This is a genomic window from Catellatospora bangladeshensis (genome assembly GCF_016862575.1).
Taxonomy (GTDB): domain Bacteria; phylum Actinomycetota; class Actinomycetes; order Mycobacteriales; family Micromonosporaceae; genus Catellatospora; species Catellatospora bangladeshensis.
In genome coordinates, this window is record NZ_BONF01000048.1 from 54,806 (window position 1) to 71,481 (window position 16,676).

Annotated in this window: 16 protein-coding genes; 1 reads left to right on the top strand and 15 read right to left on the bottom strand. The window is 71.9% G+C overall.

Annotated elements, in window-relative coordinates; all coding sequences use genetic code 11:
• Positions 1 to 2 precede the first annotated feature (2 nt).
• The 5 genes from Cba03nite_RS34325 to pepN all read right to left on the bottom strand — a co-directional run bounded on the left by Cba03nite_RS34325 (position 3) and on the right by pepN (position 4,900).
• Entirely contained in the window at positions 3 to 449 is a 447-nt protein-coding gene (locus Cba03nite_RS34325) for a hypothetical protein (protein ID WP_203755630.1), read from the bottom strand.
• Between the two features lie 42 nt (positions 450 to 491).
• Positions 492 to 1,118 (bottom strand): histidine phosphatase family protein, encoded by a 627-nt coding sequence (locus Cba03nite_RS34330; protein WP_203755633.1) that lies wholly within the window; start codon positions 1,116 to 1,118, stop codon positions 492 to 494.
• Positions 1,115 to 1,501 (bottom strand): ribosome silencing factor, encoded by a 387-nt coding sequence (gene rsfS / locus Cba03nite_RS34335; RefSeq protein ID WP_203755644.1) that lies wholly within the window; start codon positions 1,499 to 1,501, stop codon positions 1,115 to 1,117. Before rsfS ends, Cba03nite_RS34330 begins: the two co-directional genes overlap by 4 nt.
• A 143-nt stretch (positions 1,502 to 1,644) precedes the next feature.
• Positions 1,645 to 2,229 carry a nicotinate-nucleotide adenylyltransferase gene (gene nadD / locus Cba03nite_RS34340; RefSeq protein WP_203755646.1) on the bottom strand — a complete coding sequence of 195 codons (585 nt, stop codon included), beginning with the start codon at positions 2,227 to 2,229 and terminating at the stop codon, positions 1,645 to 1,647.
• A gap of 181 nt (positions 2,230 to 2,410) precedes the next feature.
• Positions 2,411 to 4,900 carry an aminopeptidase N gene (gene pepN, locus Cba03nite_RS34345; RefSeq protein ID WP_203755648.1) on the bottom strand — a complete coding sequence of 830 codons (2,490 nt, stop codon included), beginning with the start codon at positions 4,898 to 4,900 and terminating at the stop codon, positions 2,411 to 2,413.
• 262 nt (positions 4,901 to 5,162) lie between these two features.
• Here pepN and trpS point away from each other — a divergent pair, with 262 nt between their 5' ends.
• A complete protein-coding gene (gene trpS / locus Cba03nite_RS34350) occupies positions 5,163 to 6,152 on the top strand; it encodes a tryptophan--tRNA ligase (RefSeq protein WP_203755651.1) in 990 nt (329 codons plus the stop codon).
• A gap of 6 nt (positions 6,153 to 6,158) precedes the next feature.
• On the opposite strand, the gene Cba03nite_RS34355 is transcribed toward trpS, so the two are convergent.
• The 10 genes from Cba03nite_RS34355 to Cba03nite_RS34400 form a co-directional block, all read right to left on the bottom strand.
• Entirely contained in the window at positions 6,159 to 6,599 is a 441-nt protein-coding gene (locus tag Cba03nite_RS34355; protein WP_203755654.1) for a GNAT family N-acetyltransferase, read from the bottom strand.
• Between the two features lie 164 nt (positions 6,600 to 6,763).
• A complete protein-coding gene (gene obgE, locus Cba03nite_RS34360; RefSeq protein ID WP_203755656.1) occupies positions 6,764 to 8,275 on the bottom strand; it encodes a GTPase ObgE in 1,512 nt (503 codons plus the stop codon).
• A gap of 224 nt (positions 8,276 to 8,499) precedes the next feature.
• A complete protein-coding gene (gene rpmA / locus Cba03nite_RS34365; RefSeq protein ID WP_203755658.1) occupies positions 8,500 to 8,757 on the bottom strand; it encodes a 50S ribosomal protein L27 in 258 nt (85 codons plus the stop codon).
• Positions 8,758 to 8,765: 8 nt separating this feature from the next.
• The gene (gene rplU / locus Cba03nite_RS34370; protein WP_155374923.1) at positions 8,766 to 9,080 is read right to left on the bottom strand and encodes a 50S ribosomal protein L21; all 315 of its coding nucleotides are present in this window, start codon (positions 9,078 to 9,080) and stop codon (positions 8,766 to 8,768) included.
• Between the two features lie 245 nt (positions 9,081 to 9,325).
• The gene (locus Cba03nite_RS34375) at positions 9,326 to 9,826 is read right to left on the bottom strand and encodes a hypothetical protein (protein WP_203755660.1); all 501 of its coding nucleotides are present in this window, start codon (positions 9,824 to 9,826) and stop codon (positions 9,326 to 9,328) included.
• 127 nt (positions 9,827 to 9,953) lie between these two features.
• Complete coding sequence (locus tag Cba03nite_RS34380) at positions 9,954 to 10,445, bottom strand: hypothetical protein (RefSeq protein ID WP_203755662.1); 492 nt, start codon at positions 10,443 to 10,445, stop codon at positions 9,954 to 9,956.
• A gap of 36 nt (positions 10,446 to 10,481) precedes the next feature.
• A complete protein-coding gene (locus Cba03nite_RS34385) occupies positions 10,482 to 11,030 on the bottom strand; it encodes a hypothetical protein (protein WP_203755664.1) in 549 nt (182 codons plus the stop codon).
• 142 nt (positions 11,031 to 11,172) lie between these two features.
• Positions 11,173 to 13,740 (bottom strand): Rne/Rng family ribonuclease, encoded by a 2,568-nt coding sequence (locus tag Cba03nite_RS34390; protein ID WP_203755666.1) that lies wholly within the window; start codon positions 13,738 to 13,740, stop codon positions 11,173 to 11,175.
• A gap of 156 nt (positions 13,741 to 13,896) precedes the next feature.
• Entirely contained in the window at positions 13,897 to 14,697 is an 801-nt protein-coding gene (locus Cba03nite_RS34395; protein WP_203755668.1) for a TIGR03936 family radical SAM-associated protein, read from the bottom strand.
• Between the two features lie 2 nt (positions 14,698 to 14,699).
• The gene (locus Cba03nite_RS34400) at positions 14,700 to 16,652 is read right to left on the bottom strand and encodes a TIGR03960 family B12-binding radical SAM protein (RefSeq protein ID WP_203755670.1); all 1,953 of its coding nucleotides are present in this window, start codon (positions 16,650 to 16,652) and stop codon (positions 14,700 to 14,702) included.
• Positions 16,653 to 16,676: the final 24 nt, after the last annotated feature.

The window sequence follows — 16,676 nt, forward strand, 5'->3', positions numbered from 1 at the left end:
GGTCACGACGCCGGAGCCGCCGAGATGACCTCCAGCACCGGCCCCACCTGGCAGACGGTCATCACGTCGGGGCGGGTCCGGCCCTTCACGGTCACCTTGGTGCCCGGCTTGAGCTGGGCCGGGTCGCCGCCGAGCAGCTGGTAGGTGACGCCCGGGGTGCGCAGCACGGTGCAGCCGCCCTCCAGGTCGATCCGCTCCACGGTGCCGGTCGCCGTGATCACGACGCCGTCCTTGGCGGGCGGCGGCACGACCGGCCCGGACGCGCCCGGCTTGGGCTTGGCGGTCGGGCTCGGCGGCAGGAAACCTGACGGTGACGCTCCCGGCGCGGACGGCTGCGGGGTCACGGAGCTGCCCACCTCCGGCTCCTCAGTCGGGGCGCAGCCGGTGAGCAGGAGACCGCCCAGCAGCGCGCCGGTCAGCAGGTGAATGAGGGGGCTTCGCGTCATCATGTCAGTTCGGACGTTACCGCCCGGTGGCAAGTTGCGCGAGCTTCAGACCCCGACGTTGTACGCCGACAGCCGCCAGCCGGACGATCCCTGGTGGATGAGGTCGACCCAGTGGCAGTTCTGCACCGGCGCGACGGTCGGCAGCATCTCCTCGGGCCAGCCCAGCAGCGCTGCCACGCCGTACTTGATGGCGGCGCCGTGGGCGGCCAGCACGATCGTGCCCCCGGGCAGCCGCTCGGCGGCCTGCCGGATCGCCTCGCTGACCCGCTTGCCCAGGTCGGGCAGCGGCTCGATGCCGTCGCCCGGATCCGGGTCGGCGGCGCGCCAGCGCGCGTACGACTCGGGGAAACGCTCCTTGACCTCGGGCGTGGTCAGCCCCTGCCAGGCGCCGAAGTAACGCTCGCGCAGCCGCACGTCGCGCTCGGCGCTCAACCCGGTGAGCCCGGCCAGCGCCGCGGCGGTCTGCGCGGCCCGGCCGAGGTCACTGGTGATCAGCAGCTGCGGCTCGCGGCCGGCCAGCACCTGCGCGGCGGCCGCGGCCTGGGCGCGGCCCAGGTCGTTCAGCGGCACGTCGAGCTGCCCCTGCACGCGCTGGGCCGCGTTCGAGTCGGTGTTGCCGTGCCGCCACAGCAGGATCCTGGTCGGCGGCTCGGTGCCCCGCTCCAGGCTCATGCGGCAGGGGTGGCGAGGTCGCGATCCACGAACTCGATCCGGGCGCAGTCCTTCCACAGCCGGTCCAGCGCGTAGAACTCGCGCTCCTCGCTGTGCTGCACGTGCACCACGATGTCGCCGAAGTCCAGCAGCACCCAGCGGCCGGCGCGCTCGCCCTCGCGGCGGACCGGCTTGGCCTTCTCGGGCAGCTGCAGCAGCGCCTCTTCGACAGCGTCGACGATGGCGAGCACCTGGCGCTCGTTGGGTGCGGAGGCCACGACGAAGACGTCGGTGAGGACGAGCTGCTCGGCCACGTCCAGCAGGACGATGTCCTCGGCCTTCTTGTCGGCGGCCGCCTGGGCGGCGGCCTGGGCCATCTCGACAGCGCGCTCGGTTGCGGGCACCTTGGTCCTTTCGTCGGCAGGCCCGGCCGCGATGGCACGTCACCCTCTGGGGACGCTCGCGATCAGGCTCAGCATCCAGAATCTCACAGGGATTACCCGCCCCGCCGCTCAGATAGTCACGCGGTGGGCCCGGACACTGGAAATCAGCGGTATAGATGACGTTTTGTGATGTATTGCACTACGCCGTCCGGTACCAGATACCAGACCGGCTGCCCCGCGGCGACCCGGCGGCGGCAGTCCGTCGACGAGATCGCCATGGCCGGCACCTGCACCAGGCTCACCACGTCGGCGGGCAGGTGCGCGTCGGTCAGCGCGAACCCCGGCCGGGTGACTCCGATGAAGTGCGCCAGCTCGAACAGCTGGTCCGCGTCCTTCCAGGACAGGATCTTGGACAGCGCGTCGGCGCCCGTGATGAAGAACAGCTCGGTCTTGTCGCCGTACTGGTCGCGCAGCTCGCGCAGAGTGTCGACGGTGTAGGTGGGGCCGTCCCGGTCCACGTCCACCCGGCTCACCGTGAAGCGGGGGTTGGACGCGGTCGCGATGACCGTCATCAGGTAGCGGTCCTCCGCCGGGGTGACCGCGCTCTCGCTCTTCTGCCACGGCTTGCCGGTGGGCACGAAGACGACCTCGTCCAGCGCGTACCGGTCGGCGACCTCGCTGGCCGCGACGAGATGGCCGTGGTGGATCGGGTCGAAGGTGCCGCCCATGACCCCGATGCGTTGCGCCACGGCCCGATTCTATGCCGCTGTCCCGCACACCCCGCCCCGTGATCGACGTTGGCCTATCTGGATGAAGTTCTGACGATCGACGTCATCCAGATAGGCCGACGTCAGTGAAAGGGCGGGGCGGGGTGCCCCGCCGCACCCGCCCCGCGGCCCGGGTGGGGTGGCGGGGCAGGGTACGGGCTGGTCAGGCGGCCTGGCGGGCGCGCAGGGCGCGGGCCAGGTCGTCGGTCTCGTCGGCGAGCGCGCGGCGCAGCAGCGGGTGCATCTCGCCGGCCAGCGCGGCGCGCGCGGCGGCCAGTGTGTCCTCCGACACGGCGTACACCGGGTAGACCGTCTTGGCCAGCAGCGCCAGCATGTCGCCGGAGCGACCGGCCGAGCGCGGCAGCTCGGTGAAGAAGCGGGCCACGTACGCCGCGGTCAGCTCCGCCTGCTCGGGCTGCCACAGCCCGGACCCGGCCGCGGCGGCGATCCGGTTGGACTGCCCCTGCTCGGTGACGACCAGGTCGAAGGCGCGCTCCTTGGCGGCCGGGTCGGGGCGGCAGGCGCGCACCCGCACCGCCTCCTGCTCGCCCTTGTCGCTGTGGTCGCGCTGCAGCTCGGCGTCGATCTCGTCCTCCGCGACGTCGCCCAGCGCGGCCAGCCGGCCCAGGATGGCCCAGCGCAGCTCGGCGTCGACGGGCAGGCCCTCGGGCACGTTCGCGCCGGCGAGCCAGCCGCGCAGCAGGTCCCGGTCCGCGTCGCCGCCGGCCGCGATGAGGTTGCGGGCCGCGGCGAGCTGGTGCCCGCTGCCGGGCGCGGCCGTGGCGAGCAGGGTGCGGGCGGCGTTCGCCAGCGCCTGCCGGGCGGCCTGCTGCCCGTCGGCGGGCACGAACCGGCCTGCCGCGTACCGGGCCAGCCCGAAGATCGACTCGACGATGGTGACGTCCGGGTCGGCGGGCAGCGCGGCGGCGGCCAGCTCGACGAACTCGATCGCGGGCCACTCGCCGTCGCGGGTGGCGTCCCAGGCGCTGTTCCACCACAGCGAGCGGGCCAGCGGGTCGGGCTGCGCGGCCAGCAGCGCGGGCAGCTCGGCGCGGGTCCGCTCGTCCACCCGGATCTTGGCGAAGGTGAGGTCGCCGTCGTTGAGCAGCAGCCCGCGGCCGGTGACGCCGGTCAGCTGCGGCACCGGGGTCAGCTCGCCGCTCACCTCGACCTCGGTGCGCTGCCAGGTCCCGGCCTCGTCGAACCAGCCCAGGCCGATGCGGTGCGCGCGCAGCGTCGGGAACTCCGCCGGGGCGCTCTGCGCGACCGCGACGGAGGCGTACGAGCCGTCGGCGTTCCACTCGATCACCGGGCGCAGCGTGTTCACCTGCGGGGTGCGCAGCCAGTCGCGCGCCCACGCCTCCAGGTCGCGCCCGCTGGCCAGCGACAGCGCGCCGAGCAGGTCGGCCAGGGTGGCGTTGCCCCAGGCGTGCTTGTCGAAGTACGCCCGCAGCCCGGCCAGGAACGCCTCGTCGCCGATGAACGCGACGAGCTGGCGCAGTGCCGAGCAGCCCTTGGCGTAGCTGATGCCGTCGAAGTTGGCGAACGCCGCGTCGGTGTCGGCCACCTCGGTCGGCGCGATGGGGTGCGTGGAGGGGCGCTGGTCGGCGGCGTACCCCCAGGCCTTGCGGTTGACGCCGAACCGGGTCCACGACTGCGGCCACTTCGTGACCTCGGCGACCAGGCGGTAGCCCATGTAGGTGGCGAACGACTCGTTCAGCCAGAGGTCGTCCCACCAGCGCATGGTGACCAGGTCGCCGAACCACATGTGGGCCATCTCGTGGGCGATGATGGCCGCCCGCTCCAGCCGCTCGGTGTCGGTCACCGCGGCCCGGAACAGCAGCTCGTCGCGGAACACGACACAGCCGGGGAACTCCATCGCGCCCCAGCTGAACTCGGGCACGAACGCCTGGTCGTACTTGCCGAACGGATACCGCACGCCGAACAGCTCGTGGTAGCGGTCCAGGAACGCCTTGGTCACCTCGAAGATCTCGGGCGCGTCGCGCTCCAGCACCTCGGCGTAGCTGGCACGGGCGATGATGCCCAGCGGGATGCCGTCGTGCACGTCGCTCACCTCGACGTACGGCCCGGCCACGAACGTGATCAGGTACGTGGCGACGGGCTTGGTCGCCCCGAACTCCCAGCGGCCGGGCGCGGTCTGCACGCCCTCGCTGTTGGCGCGGACCAGCCAGGACGGGTCGGTGGTGACCGACAGCGTCACGGGCGCCTTGAGGTCGGGCTGGTCGAAGCAGGCCATGAAGCCGGGCGCGTCGGTGATCGACGGCTGGGCGTACGTGTAGACCTGCTTGTCGGCCGGGTCCACGAAGCGGTGCACGCCCTGGCTGGAGTGGGTGTACGCATACGCGGCCTCGACCACCGCCGTGTTGCTCGCGGCGAGCCCGGCCAGCCGCAGCCGGCCCTCGGCGAACGCGCCCGCGGGCAGCTCGACGCCGTTGAGCGTCGCCCGGAGCAGCTGTTCGGGCCGCAGTTCCAGGAACGTCTCCGCGCCGGCGTCGGCGGTGAAGCGGACCGTGGTGACCGTGCGGAAGAGTTCGTCCCCGCCGGTCAGGTCCACGTCCAGCGCGTACGCGAGGTCCCGTACGGTGGCGGCCCGCGCGACGGCTTCGAGGTGGGTGAGGCAACGATGCGACATGCGCTCATCCTGCCTGATACGAAGCAAGTGTTGAACAACCGGCACCCCTCGGCATGAGTTCATTCTTGCCGAGCTCACCTGCGGCGGGGACAATAGCGGTCATGCGGATGACGAGCACCATGTGGTGGCTGCCCTGACGGGCGGCCCGCTTCCGCGAACCTGAGCACATCCCAAGGCCGCCCCACCCGGGCGGCCTTCGTCGTGCACGGCTCCAGCCGGTGCGGCCCGCCCGGACGGGCGACCGCGACCCGAGGAGACCGACATGACCATCACCCCGACCCGCACCCGTGCCCGCCGCCTGTCCGGCTGCAAGCCCACCGGCCACCTGCAGCTGGGCAACCTGTTCGGCATGATCCGGCCGCTGGTTGCCGGGCAGGACGACAGCGAGACCGTCACCATGGTCGCCGACCTGCACTCGTTCACCGTCGAGCACGATCCGGCCGCGGTGCGCGGGCTCACCCTGGAGCAGGCGGCGGTGCTGCTGGCCGCCGGGGTGGACCCGGAGCGCACCGTGCTCTACGTGCAGTCGCACCTCGCCGAGCACGCCCAGCTGCACTATCTCCTGGAGTGCGCCACCGGCTACGGCGAGGCGCAGCGCATGGTGGCGTTCAAGGAGAAGGCGGCGCGCGCCGAGCAGGTGCGGCTGAGCCTGCTCACCTACCCGGTGCTGATGGCCGCCGACATCCTGCTGCACGACACCGAGGAGGTGCCGGTCGGCGACGACCAGCTGCAGCACGTGGAGCTGGCGCGGGCCGTCGCGAACCGGTTCAACGGCCGCTACGGGCCGACCTTCACCGTGCCGCGCGCGGTGCCCGCGCCGGTCGCCGCGCGGGTGATGGACCTGGCCGAGCCGACCGCCAAGATGGGCAAGACCAACGTGGTCAGCACGGGCGTGATCAGCATCCTCGACGACCCGGGCACGGTACGCCGCAAGATCATGCGCGCGGTGACCGACAGCGTGAACGTGGTCCGCCACGACCGCGAGCACCAGCCCGGCGTGACCAACCTGCTGGAGATCTACCGGGCGTGCACCGGGCAGGCCGGGCGGTTCGACTCGTACGGGCAGCTCAAGCGGGAGACCGCCGAGGCCGTGGTGGACGTGCTGGCGCCGCTGCAGGAACGCTACGAGGCGCTGCGCCGCCGTCCCGAGGCGGTCGAGCGGGTGCTGCGCGAGGGCGCCGAGCGGGTGCGCCCGCGGGCCGCCGCCACACTGCGGCGGGCCGGCGAGGCTATCGGGCTCGTCAGCGCCTGACACGGGTCAGGGTCTGACGGCCTTCTTGGTGAAGCAGACGGAGTAGGGGTTGCCGACGTACCTGCCGTACGGTTCGGTCCGGTCGTAGCCGGCCGACTCGAACAGCGTGATCGCCTCGGGCTGGTTCACGCCTGTCTCGGCGATGATCGAGTCCAGACCCTGGGCGGTGGCCCGTCGTTCCAGTGCCGCAAGGATGCGGCGGGCCACCCCGGCGCGGCGATGCGCCGGTTGTACGTAAAGACGCCTGAGTTCACCGACGCCCTGGCTGTACGGGACGATCGCCCCGCAGCCGACGGGCCGGCTCAGCACGTACGCCACCACGAAGCGGGCGTGCGGGTCCAGTGGTGACCGGGTCGTGCCCGGGTACCGCGTGAAGAGTTCGGTCTCAGCGGCGAGCACGAGCGCGGTGACATCAGGGTGGGTGATCTCGCGGTGCTGGATCAACACCGTCAGGACGCTAGACAGGGCATGTTTCCGCGTTGTTTCACGAAGCGCACAGCGAGGCGGTACGCCTTGATATGCCGGTCACTGTCGCCGAATCGTTGCGCGGGAACACACCGAACGGCCCGGCGCACCGCGTGAACGGCGGTGCGCCGGGCCTGAACGGTCGATCAGCGTGCGTCGTCGGCGTCGCCGATGTCGTCGGTGTCGTCGGTGTCGTCGTCGGAGACGAAGTCGTCCTCGTCCTCGAGCCACTCGTCGCCCGCGGTGTCGCCCTCCGCGCGCACCCGGCGGGCCTTGCGCGCGGCGAGCCGCTCGGCCGCGTTCGCCCGGGTGTTCTCGTCCTCCAGGCGGGCGTCGGTGCCGCGGTTGCCGGGCGTGAAGTTCGCGCCCGCGTACACCGTGGGCTGCCAGTCGAACTCGCGCGGACCGATGCGCACCGGGTCGCCGGGCGTCGCGCCCAGCTTCGCGAGCCGGTCCTCCACGCCCAGCCGGGCCAGCCGGTCGGCGAGGAAGCCGACGGCCTCGTCGTTGTCGAACTGGGTCTGGCGCACCCAGCGCTCGGGCTTGACGCCCTTGACCACCCAGACGCCCTCGCCGTCGCGCTCGATCTCGAAGCCGGAGTCGTCGACCGCCTTCGGGCGCAGCACGATCCGGGTCGGCTCCAGCACCGGCGCGGCGGCACGGTGCTCCTCGACCATGCGGGCCAGCGCGTACACCAGCTCCTGCAGGCCCTCGCGGGTGGCCGCGCTGATCCGGTAGATCGGCCAGCCGAACTTCTCCAGGTCAGGCGTGGTGATGTCGGCCAGGTCCCGGCCGTCCGGCACGTCGATCTTGTTGAGCACGATGATCCGGGGCCGGTCCTCGAGCCCGCCGTACTGCGCCAGCTCCGCTTCGAGGGCCTCGATGTCGGCGACCGGATCACGGTCGGTCTCCAGCGTCGCGGTGTCCACCACGTGCGCCAGCACCGCGGTGCGCTCGATGTGGCGCAGGAACTCCAGACCCAGGCCCTTGCCCATGGCCGCGCCCGGGATCAGGCCCGGCACGTCGGCGACGGTGAACACGTGCTCGCCCGCCTGCACCACGCCCAGGTTGGGCACCAGGGTGGTGAACGGGTAGTCGGCGATCTTCGGCTTGGCCGCGGAGATCACCGAGATCAGCGAGGACTTGCCCGCGCTGGGGAAGCCGACCAGGCCCACGTCGGCCACGCTCTTCAGCTCGACGATCACGTCAAGCTTGTCACCGGGCTCGCCCAGCTCGGCGAAGCCGGGCGCCTTGCGCCGGGCGCTGGCCAGCGAGGCGTTGCCCCGGCCGCCGCGGCCGCCGCGGGCCACCTCCAGCGTGGTGCCCACACCCACCAGATCGGCGATGACCTCGCCGTCCATGGTCTGCACGACGGTGCCCGAGGGCACCTTGAGCACGAGGTCGGTGCCGTTGGCGCCCTCACGGTTGTTGCCCGCGCCGCCCTTGCCGTTGGGGGCCTTGAGGTGCGGGTGGAAGTGGAAGTCGAGCAGCGTGTGCACGCTCGGGTCGACCACCATCAGGATGCCGCCGCCGTGCCCCCCGTTGCCGCCGTCCGGCCCGCCGAACGGCTTGAACTTCTCCCGGTGAATGGACACGCAGCCATGCCCGCCGTCACCCGCCTGCAGGTGCAGCACCACACGATCAACGAACGTAGCCACGTCCACTCCCTACTTGATCAACCTAAACCACATGCCGCCCCGTTCCTTCGCAACTCTCCAAGAGCCGCGGCCTCGGAAGGGTGCGGACGCCGCAAGTTGCGACACCGGAGACGGGCGGAGTGTTCCGGCGGCGCGGCGTTAGCCGCGTCTCAGTCCGGTCGGCGTCCCGGATACGGCAAGAGGCGGGGAGGCGCAGCGCGCGCCTCCCCGCCTCCGACGATTCGTCAGGCCTCGACCGGAACGATGTTCACGGTCTTGCGGCCACGCTTCACGCCGAACTGCACCGCACCGGCGGCGAGGGCGAACAGCGTGTCGTCGCCACCACGGCCCACCAGGTCACCCGGGTGGAACTTGGTGCCGCGCTGGCGGATCAGGATCTCGCCGGCGCTGACGACCTGGCCGCCGAAGCGCTTCACACCGAGCCGCTGGGCGGCGGAGTCGCGACCGTTGCGCGAGCTGGATGCACCCTTTTTGTGTGCCATCTCGAGGCCTACTTCCCGCTCTTGATGCCGGTGACCTTGACCTGGGTCAGCGGCTGCCGGTGACCCTGCCGCTTGTGGTAGCCGGTCTTGTTCTTGAACTTGTGGATCCGGATCTTCGGGCCCTTGGTGTGGGCCACGACCTCGCCGGAAACGGAAACCTTGGCAAGCTTCGCCGCGTCGGTCACCAGGTCGCTGCCATCAACAAGCAGCACTGCGGACAGCGCCACCACGTCGCCGGGCGCGCCCGCGAGCTTCTCGACCTCGATCACGTCGCCCTCGGCGACCTTGTACTGCTTGCCGCCGGTCTTGACGATCGCGTACATGGGACGCGGACTCCTGTCGTAGGTGCTGGCGGTTGGTTCACCGGCTCGCGGAAGGCGAGCCGAGATCTGTACTACGTTTTCGCGCCCGGCGCGTCCTGGCCGAAGAACGGCCGGCACACACGCACGCATGCAGCGCCCTGCACGGGCACCGCAGAGAAGACTACGTCATGGCCCGGCCGTTGCCCAAACCGGGCACCCCCCGGCCCGGCGTGCGGTGACCGTGATCACCGCACGCCGGGGACGGATCACTTGCCGCAGAGGGCGTAGACCTTCTCGCCGGCGCTGGCGAACGCCGGGCCCTCGAAGTACGCCATGATCTTGTCGACGTCGCCGCCGGTGGCGGCCAGGTCGGCCGGCAGCTTCTTGACCACGGCGAGGTCGGCCTCGACGGCGGCCTTCAGCTCCGGGTCGGTGGCGCCGGCCGCGATCGGGGCGATCCCGGCCTCGAACTCACCGAACGCCTTGGTCAGGTCGGCCAGGGCCTGCTGCGCCTTGGCCGGGTCGGCCTTGATCGCGGCGGCCTCGGTCATCAGCTTCATGAGCTGGGTCTTGATGCTCGACTCGGCCTTCATGTACGCCTCACAGGCGGCGGTCTTGTCCATCGGGGACGCGGCCGGCGCCGGGGCGGCGCTGGAGGCGGCCGGCGCGCCCGAGGAGGCGGTCGCCGAGGGGGTCTCCGGGTCGGCGCAGGCGGCCATGCCCAGCAGGGCCAGGCCCAGGGTCGCGGTGGCGAGTACTCGTCGCATGACGATTCCTTTCGAGGGATTCAGGGGTTGGGGGCGCCTCAGGTGCCGGCGCCCGGGGCAGCCTAGCGAGCGCGGCCGACAGTGACGGCGGCCGCCTCACCGGCAGTTATGGACATCTTCCGGACAATCAGGCGCAGGTCGTCGCGAGCGGCATGATCCAGGACAGGAAGGCCGGGGTCAGCTTGGCCTCCAGCTCCTCCGCCTTGGTCGTGCCCTCCAGGAAGGCGAGGTCCGCGGCCTTGCCCACGTTCGCGGCGACCTGCTCGAAGGTGGCCTTGAGCGCCGGGTCGGCCGCCTTGGCGCTCAGCTCGGTGATGGCGGACTGCAGGGTGGTGAGCTCCGTCTTGACCTTGGCCTCGGCCGCGGCGATCTTGGCGGCGTCGGTGCCCTGGCGCGCCTTGAGCAGCTCACCGATCGCCACGGTGAGCCCGGCGGTGCCCTGACCGGCGAAGAGCTTGTTGAACTCGTCGCACACGGCCTTCGCCTCGGCCGCGGCGGAGGCGGCGGGCGCGCCCGTGGCGGTCGTGGCCGAGCTGCCCGGCGCCGGGGTGTCGTCGGCGCAGGCGGCGGCGCCGAGAAGCACCGCGGCCAGGGCGGTGGCTGCGAGAAGACGTCGCATGGGGATGTTCCTCCGAGGGGTGGGACGCGGCACGGGTCAGGCGGTCGGGCAGATCTTGTCGAGCGCCTCGTTCGCCGCGGACAGCTCCTCGCTGAACAGGATCGACTGGATCTTCGACGGGTCCTGGGCGAGCTTCTGCGGGTCGCCCAGCGCGGCCGCCGAGGCGTCCAGCGCCTTGGTCAGGTCGTCGAGCGCCTTCTTCAGGCTCGGGTCGGCGGTCTTGGCGGACTCGGTCTTCAGCGCGGTGGACAGCGCGACGTAGTCCTTGGCGAGCGCGTCGAGGAAGGCCTTGGCCTTGTCCGGGTCGCTCAGCGAGGTGCCCGCCTCCTGGGCCTTGGTCACCAGGTTGGTGATGAACTTCTTGCTCTCGGTGGTGACCGCCGCGCAGACGGCCTTGGTGTCGGCGGTGGCGCCCACACCGGGCACCCCGGCGGAACCGCTGGGGGCGACGCCCGCGCCGGGGCTCGCGTCGGCCGTCGCGCCCGCCGACGCGGTCGGGGCGGCGCTCGGCTCCGGGGTGTCGGCGCAGGCGGCGGCGGTGAACAGCGCCGCGCCCAACACGGCGGCGGCTAGCAGGCGTCGCATGGGGTGTCCTCCGGAATCAGGGGTGTGTGTCGGGCAGCGAACTGCCCGGGGTGGTGAACACATACCCCGGGCAGCTTACGCAACTCACGCGACGGCACCTGAGTTCGTCGCGAGCGGTATGGAGTTGTTACCTATCCGCCGATTACGGGCGGGTCCGGCGGCGGCCGCCGCGGCGGGTCCGGCGCCGGGTGGGCGTGTCGGCCGCCTCGTCACCGCCCTCCTCGTCGTCCTCCGGCTGCTCGTACCGGGACAGGTCGTAGCCCTCGGTGTCGTAGTAGGACGTGTCGTCCGCCTTCGGCTGCGGCTGCTTGGGCGCGGGCGGCGCGGAGACCGGCTTGACCCGCGCGGGCGCGGCCTGGGCCGGCGCCGCCTGCGCCTTGCGGTCGGCGACCGGCTCGGTGTGGATGACGACGCCGCGGCCCTTGCAGTGCTCGCACGGCTCGCTGAACGCCTCCAGCAGCCCCGCGCCGATGCGCTTGCGGGTCATCTGGACCAGGCCCAGCGAGGTGATCTCGGTGACCTGGTGCTTGGTCCGGTCCCGGCCCAGGCACTCGGTCAGCCGCCGCAGCACCAGCTCCCGGTTGCTCTCCAGCACCATGTCGATGAAGTCGATCACCACGATGCCGCCGAGGTCGCGCAGCCGCAGCTGGCGCACGATCTCCTCGGCCGCCTCGAGGTTGTTGCGGGTGACCGTCTCCTCGAGGTTGCCGCCCGCGCCGGTGTACTTGCCGGTGTTGACGTCGACGACGGTCATCGCCTCGGTGCGGTCGATCACCAGGTGGCCGCCGGAGGGCAGGAACACCTTGCGGTCCAGGCCCTTGAGGATCTGCTCGTCGATGCGGTACGTCGCGAACACGTCGGCCACGCCGGTGTGCCGGTGCACCCGGTCCACCAGGTCCGGCGACACGTGGTGCAGGTAGGTCTCCACGGTCTCGTAGGCGTTGTCGCCCTGGACCACGAGCTCCTTGAAGTCCTCGTTGAACAGGTCGCGGACCACGCGTACGACCAGGTCCGGCTCGCCGTACAGCAGCGCGGGGGCGCCGCCCTCGGCCGCCTTGGCCTGGATGTCCTCCCACTGCGCCTGCAGCCGCTTGACGTCGCGGGCCAGGTCCTCCTCGGAGGCGCCCTCGGCGGCGGTGCGCACGATCACGCCCGCGCCCTCGGGGACCAGCTTCTTGAGGATGTCGCGCAGCCGCTTGCGCTCCACATCGGAGAGCTTGCGGCTGATGCCGGAGGCGTTGCCGTTGGGCACGTACACCAGGTGCCGGCCGGACAGCGCGACGTGGCTGGACAGCCGCGCGCCCTTGTGCCCGATCGGGTCCTTGGTCACCTGCACCAGCACCGAGTCGCCCGACCGCAGCGCCTGCTCGATCGAGCGCTGGCGCCCTTCCAGCCCGGCCGCGTCCCAGTTGACCTCACCGGCGTAGAGCACCGCGTTGCGGCCCCGGCCGAGGTCGACGAAGGCGGCCTCCATGCTCGGCAGCACGTTCTGCACCTTGCCCAGGTACACGTTGCCGACCATGGTGGCGGTGGAGGCGCGGGTGACGTAGTGCTCGACGAGCACACCGTCCTCCAGCACCGCGATCTGGGTGCGGTCCGGGTTCTCCCGGATGACCATGACCCGGTCCACCGCCTCGCGGCGGGCCAGGAACTCGGACTCGGTCAGGATCGGCGGGCGGGTGCGGCGCTGCTCGCGGCCGTCCCGGCGGCGCTGGCGCTTGGCCTCCAGCCGGGTCGACCCGGAGACGCCCTGCACCTCGTCGCTGGCCGCGCGCGGCTCGCGGATGCGGACGACCGTGTGCACGCCGTCCTCGGACTCGGCGCCCTCGTCCCCGGCGCCCTTACGGCGGCGGCGGCGACGGCGACGGGTCAGCGGCTCGCCGTCCTCGTCCTCGGCGGCCTCGTCCCCCTCGGCCTCCACGGCCTCGGGCTGGTCCTCGTCGGCCCCGTTGTCCTCGGCGCCCTTGCCGCGGCCGCGACCACGGCGGCCCCGGCGGCGGCGACCGCGGGCACCCTCGTCGGACTCGTCCTCGTCGTGCTCTTCCTCGACGGCGGCCGGCTCCTCGGCCTCGGCGGTGACGACCGCCTCCTCCTCGTCCTTGCCGCGGCGGCGGCGACGGCGGCGGCCGGATTCGGCCGGCTCCGCCTCCGCCGGCTCCTCGGCCGGGCGGGCCGCGGCGGCGGCCGGACGAGCCACCGGGGCGGCGGTGGCCTCGGGCGCCATGAACAGCACGGAGATGCTGGGACGGCGGGGCGTGTCACCGGCGGCGGGCTCGAGCACCTCGGCCGCCTCGGCGGCAGCCTCCTCGGCCTCCTCGTCCTCGACGGCCTCCTCCGCGAGCGCCTCGCTCACGGTGACCTGGCCGGGCGGCGCGGCAGCCTCGATCACGTCTTCTGTCACAGACTCGCCGGAGATGTCCGGCTCTGCGGCTTTCTTCCGGCGACGGGTCGCCTTCTTGGCCGGCTTCTCGGCGTCGGCCGACCCGTCCTCCTCCGCCGCCGGAGCGGCCTCGGCCGCGGGTACGGCACGTTTGCGGGCACGCCGCCGGGCGGGGGCGGCGGGCTCACCGGACTCCGGCGCGGTGACGGCGTCGCCAGGGACGTCCGCCCCGGTCACGGCGTCGGGCCGGTCCTGCCGCGCCGGTTCCGGCGCGTTCTGCGGTGCGTTGTCGGCATTCTCATGCCGATCTGCGGGCTCGTGGTCGAGCATCCGGACTGTTCTCCAGTTCTGGCGGTCCCGGGCGCGTCACAACGCAGCCACTCAGGAGCACCGGTGGTCTTCCGCCGGGGACGCCTGCCCGAGCGCCTGTCGAGGCGCTCGAACCGGCTTGCCGCCGAAGTCTGCCTGCAGCGCTGACCGGTCGGGTCAGCGCTCGCCGATGGCGACGGGGTCGCGATCCGCCTCGAGCGGATCCACGATCTCCCCCTGCGGGGTCAACGTTCCCTGTGCCAGCCGGGTCGCCCTGGCACTTCGCAGTGAGTGGGGCGCCGACGGCTCCAGGTCGGCCACCACGCGCAGGCCGGACAGGACGTCATCGGGTCGCACGGAGGGAGTGACCTGCCGCACGACAAGGTCGAGTATCGCACATGGGGCGGTCGCGACCACGCCAGGTGGTGAGGTCTGTGACGGGACCGCCTCGATGGCGGCCACCGCGTCCCTGGTGTCGAAGGTGCGGCGGCCCTGCTTGGTCAGGCGTTCGACCAGCACCTCACTCTGCGCGACGAACGCGGCGACCGCGGTGGACAGCTGGTCGTCCGACACGCCGGGCAGCTCGATCCGCCAGCGCGAGGCGGTGATCCGGTCGGCCAGGCTGCCGGCGGTGTGCACCTCGACCGCCTCCAGCACGTCCAGGCCCGGCGACAGCGCCGCGTCCAGCGCCTTGCACAGCGCCTCCGGCTCGACCCGCTCGCGCAGGCCCAGCTCCAGGTACTCCGCCTCGGAGGCGACCCCGGTCGGCGCGGCGCTGGCGAACGAGATCTTCGGGTGCGGGGTGAAGCCCTGCGAGAACGCGATCGGCACGCCCGCCCGGTGGATCGCCCGCTCGACGGCGCGAGCGAAGTCACGGTGTGAGGTGAAACGCAGCGGGCCGCGCTTGGCGTAGCGCACCCGCACCCGCTGCACGACGGGGGCCTGGCCGCCCTCGGGCTGGTTCTTGGTCCGTCCCATGGTCAGGCTCCCGCGGGCACGCGCAGGCCGGTGTTGACCGGCGTGATCGGCAGCAGCTTGCGCCCGGTGGGCCCGATCTGGATCTGGGTGTCCATGGACGGGCACACGCCGCAGTCGAAGCACGGCGTCCAGCGGCAGTCGTCCTGCTCGTACTCGGTCAGGGCGTCCTGCCAGTCCTGCCAGAGCCAGTCCTTGTCCAGGCCGGAGTCCAGGTGGTCCCAGGGCAGCACCTCGGACTGCTCCCGCTCCCGCGTGGTGAACCAGTCCAGGTCCACGCCGAAGCCGGGCAGCACCTCGGCGCAGGCGTCCACCCAGCGCCGGTACGAGAAGTGCTCGCTCCAGCCGTCGAAGCGGCCGCCCTCCTCCCACACCTTGCGGATGACCGCGCCGACGCGGCGGTCACCGCGCGCCAGCAGGCCCTCGATCAGCGACGGCTCGCCGTCGTGGTAGCGGAAGCCGATGGCCCGGCCCAGCGAGCGGTCGGAGTTGATCTCATTCTTCAGCGCCTTGAGCCGCCCGTCGATCACCTCGGGACGCTCCATCGCGGCCCACTGGAACGGGGTGTGCGGCTTGGGCACGAACCCGCCGATGGACACGGTGCAGCGGATGTCCTTGGAGCCGGTCGCCTGGCGGCCCGACTTGATGACGTTGTGCGCCAGCCGGGCGATCTGCAGCACGTCCTCGTCGGTCTCGGTGGGCAGGCCGCACATGAAGTACAGCTTCACCTGCCGCCAGCCGTTCGAGTACGCCGTGGTGACGGTGCGGATCAGGTCCTCCTCCGTCACCATCTTGTTGATGACCTTGCGGATGCGCTCGGATCCGCCCTCCGGCGCGAAGGTCAGGCCGGTCCGCCGGCCGTTGCGCGACAGCTCCTGGGCCAGGTCGATGTTGAACGCGTCCACCCGGGTGCTGGGCAGCGACAGCGAGACGTTGGTGCCCTGGTACTGGTCGGCCAGGCCGGAGCAGATGTCACCGATCTCCGAGTGGTCGGCCGACGACAGCGACAGCAGGCCCACCTCGGTGAACCCGGAGAACTCCAGCCCTTCGTGCACCATCTGCGCCACGGTGGTGATGGACCGCTCGCGCACCGGGCGGGTGATCATGCCCGCCTGGCAGAAGCGGCAGCCCCGGGTGCAGCCGCGGAAGATCTCCACGGCGAACCGCTCATGCACCGTCTCGGCCAGCGGCACCAGCGGCTTCTTCGGGTACGGCCACGCGTCCAGGTCCATCGTCGTGCGCTTGTGCACCCGGAACGGCACGCCCGGACGGTTGGGCACCACGCGCTGGATCCGGCCGTCGGCCAGGTAGTCCACGTCGTAGAAGCGCGGCACGTACACCGACTCGGTCTTGGCCAGGCGCAGCAGGATCTCGTCGCGGCCGCCGGGGCTGCCCTCGCGCTTCCACGCGGCGACGATGTCGGTGATCTCGAGCACCGCCTCCTCGCCGTCGCCGAGCACCGCGGCGTCGATGAAGTCGGCGATCGGCTCCGGGTTGAACGCGGCGTGGCCACCGGCCACCACGATCGGGTGCGACTCGTCGCGGTCGGCGGCGAGCAGCGGGATCTTCGCCAGGCTCAGCTCGGTGAGCATGTTGGTGTAGCCCAGCTCGGTGGAGAACGACAGGCCGAACAGGTCGAAGTCGCCGACCGCGCGGTGCGAGTCGACGGTGAACTGCGGCACGTCGTGCTCGCGCATCAGCTTCTCTAGGTCCGGCCAGACCGCGTAGGTGCGCTCGGCGAGCACGTCCTCGCGCTCGTTGAGCACCTCGTACAGGATCTGCACGCCCTGGTTGGGCAGGCCGACCTCGTACGCGTCCGGGTACGACAGCACCCAGCGCACGGTGGCCGACTCCCACGGTTTGACCACCGCGCCCAGCTCACCACCCACGTACTGGATGGGCTTGCTGATCAACGGCAGCAACTGCTCAAGCTGGGGAAAGACCGACTCGCCACGCATGGGTATCAAGGGTACGCGGTCGCA

Excerpts from the sequence above, each read along its gene's own strand:
- trpS (WP_203755651.1), top strand. The coding sequence starts at position 5,163 with ATGACCATCACCCCGACCCGCACCCGTGCCCGCCGCCTGTCCGGCTGC.
- Cba03nite_RS34330 (WP_203755633.1), bottom strand. The coding sequence starts at position 1,118 with ATGAGCCTGGAGCGGGGCACCGAGCCGCCGACCAGGATCCTGCTGTGG.
- Cba03nite_RS34400 (WP_203755670.1), bottom strand. The coding sequence starts at position 16,652 with ATGCGTGGCGAGTCGGTCTTTCCCCAGCTTGAGCAGTTGCTGCCGTTG.
- Cba03nite_RS34325 (WP_203755630.1), bottom strand. The coding sequence starts at position 449 with ATGATGACGCGAAGCCCCCTCATTCACCTGCTGACCGGCGCGCTGCTG.
- Cba03nite_RS34395 (WP_203755668.1), bottom strand. The coding sequence starts at position 14,697 with ATGGGACGGACCAAGAACCAGCCCGAGGGCGGCCAGGCCCCCGTCGTG.
- Cba03nite_RS34390 (WP_203755666.1), bottom strand. The coding sequence starts at position 13,740 with ATGCTCGACCACGAGCCCGCAGATCGGCATGAGAATGCCGACAACGCA.
- Cba03nite_RS34385 (WP_203755664.1), bottom strand. The coding sequence starts at position 11,030 with ATGCGACGCCTGCTAGCCGCCGCCGTGTTGGGCGCGGCGCTGTTCACC.
- Cba03nite_RS34380 (WP_203755662.1), bottom strand. The coding sequence starts at position 10,445 with ATGCGACGTCTTCTCGCAGCCACCGCCCTGGCCGCGGTGCTTCTCGGC.
- pepN (WP_203755648.1), bottom strand. The coding sequence starts at position 4,900 with ATGTCGCATCGTTGCCTCACCCACCTCGAAGCCGTCGCGCGGGCCGCC.
- rplU (WP_155374923.1), bottom strand. The coding sequence starts at position 9,080 with ATGTACGCGATCGTCAAGACCGGCGGCAAGCAGTACAAGGTCGCCGAG.
- rpmA (WP_203755658.1), bottom strand. The coding sequence starts at position 8,757 with ATGGCACACAAAAAGGGTGCATCCAGCTCGCGCAACGGTCGCGACTCC.
- Cba03nite_RS34375 (WP_203755660.1), bottom strand. The coding sequence starts at position 9,826 with ATGCGACGAGTACTCGCCACCGCGACCCTGGGCCTGGCCCTGCTGGGC.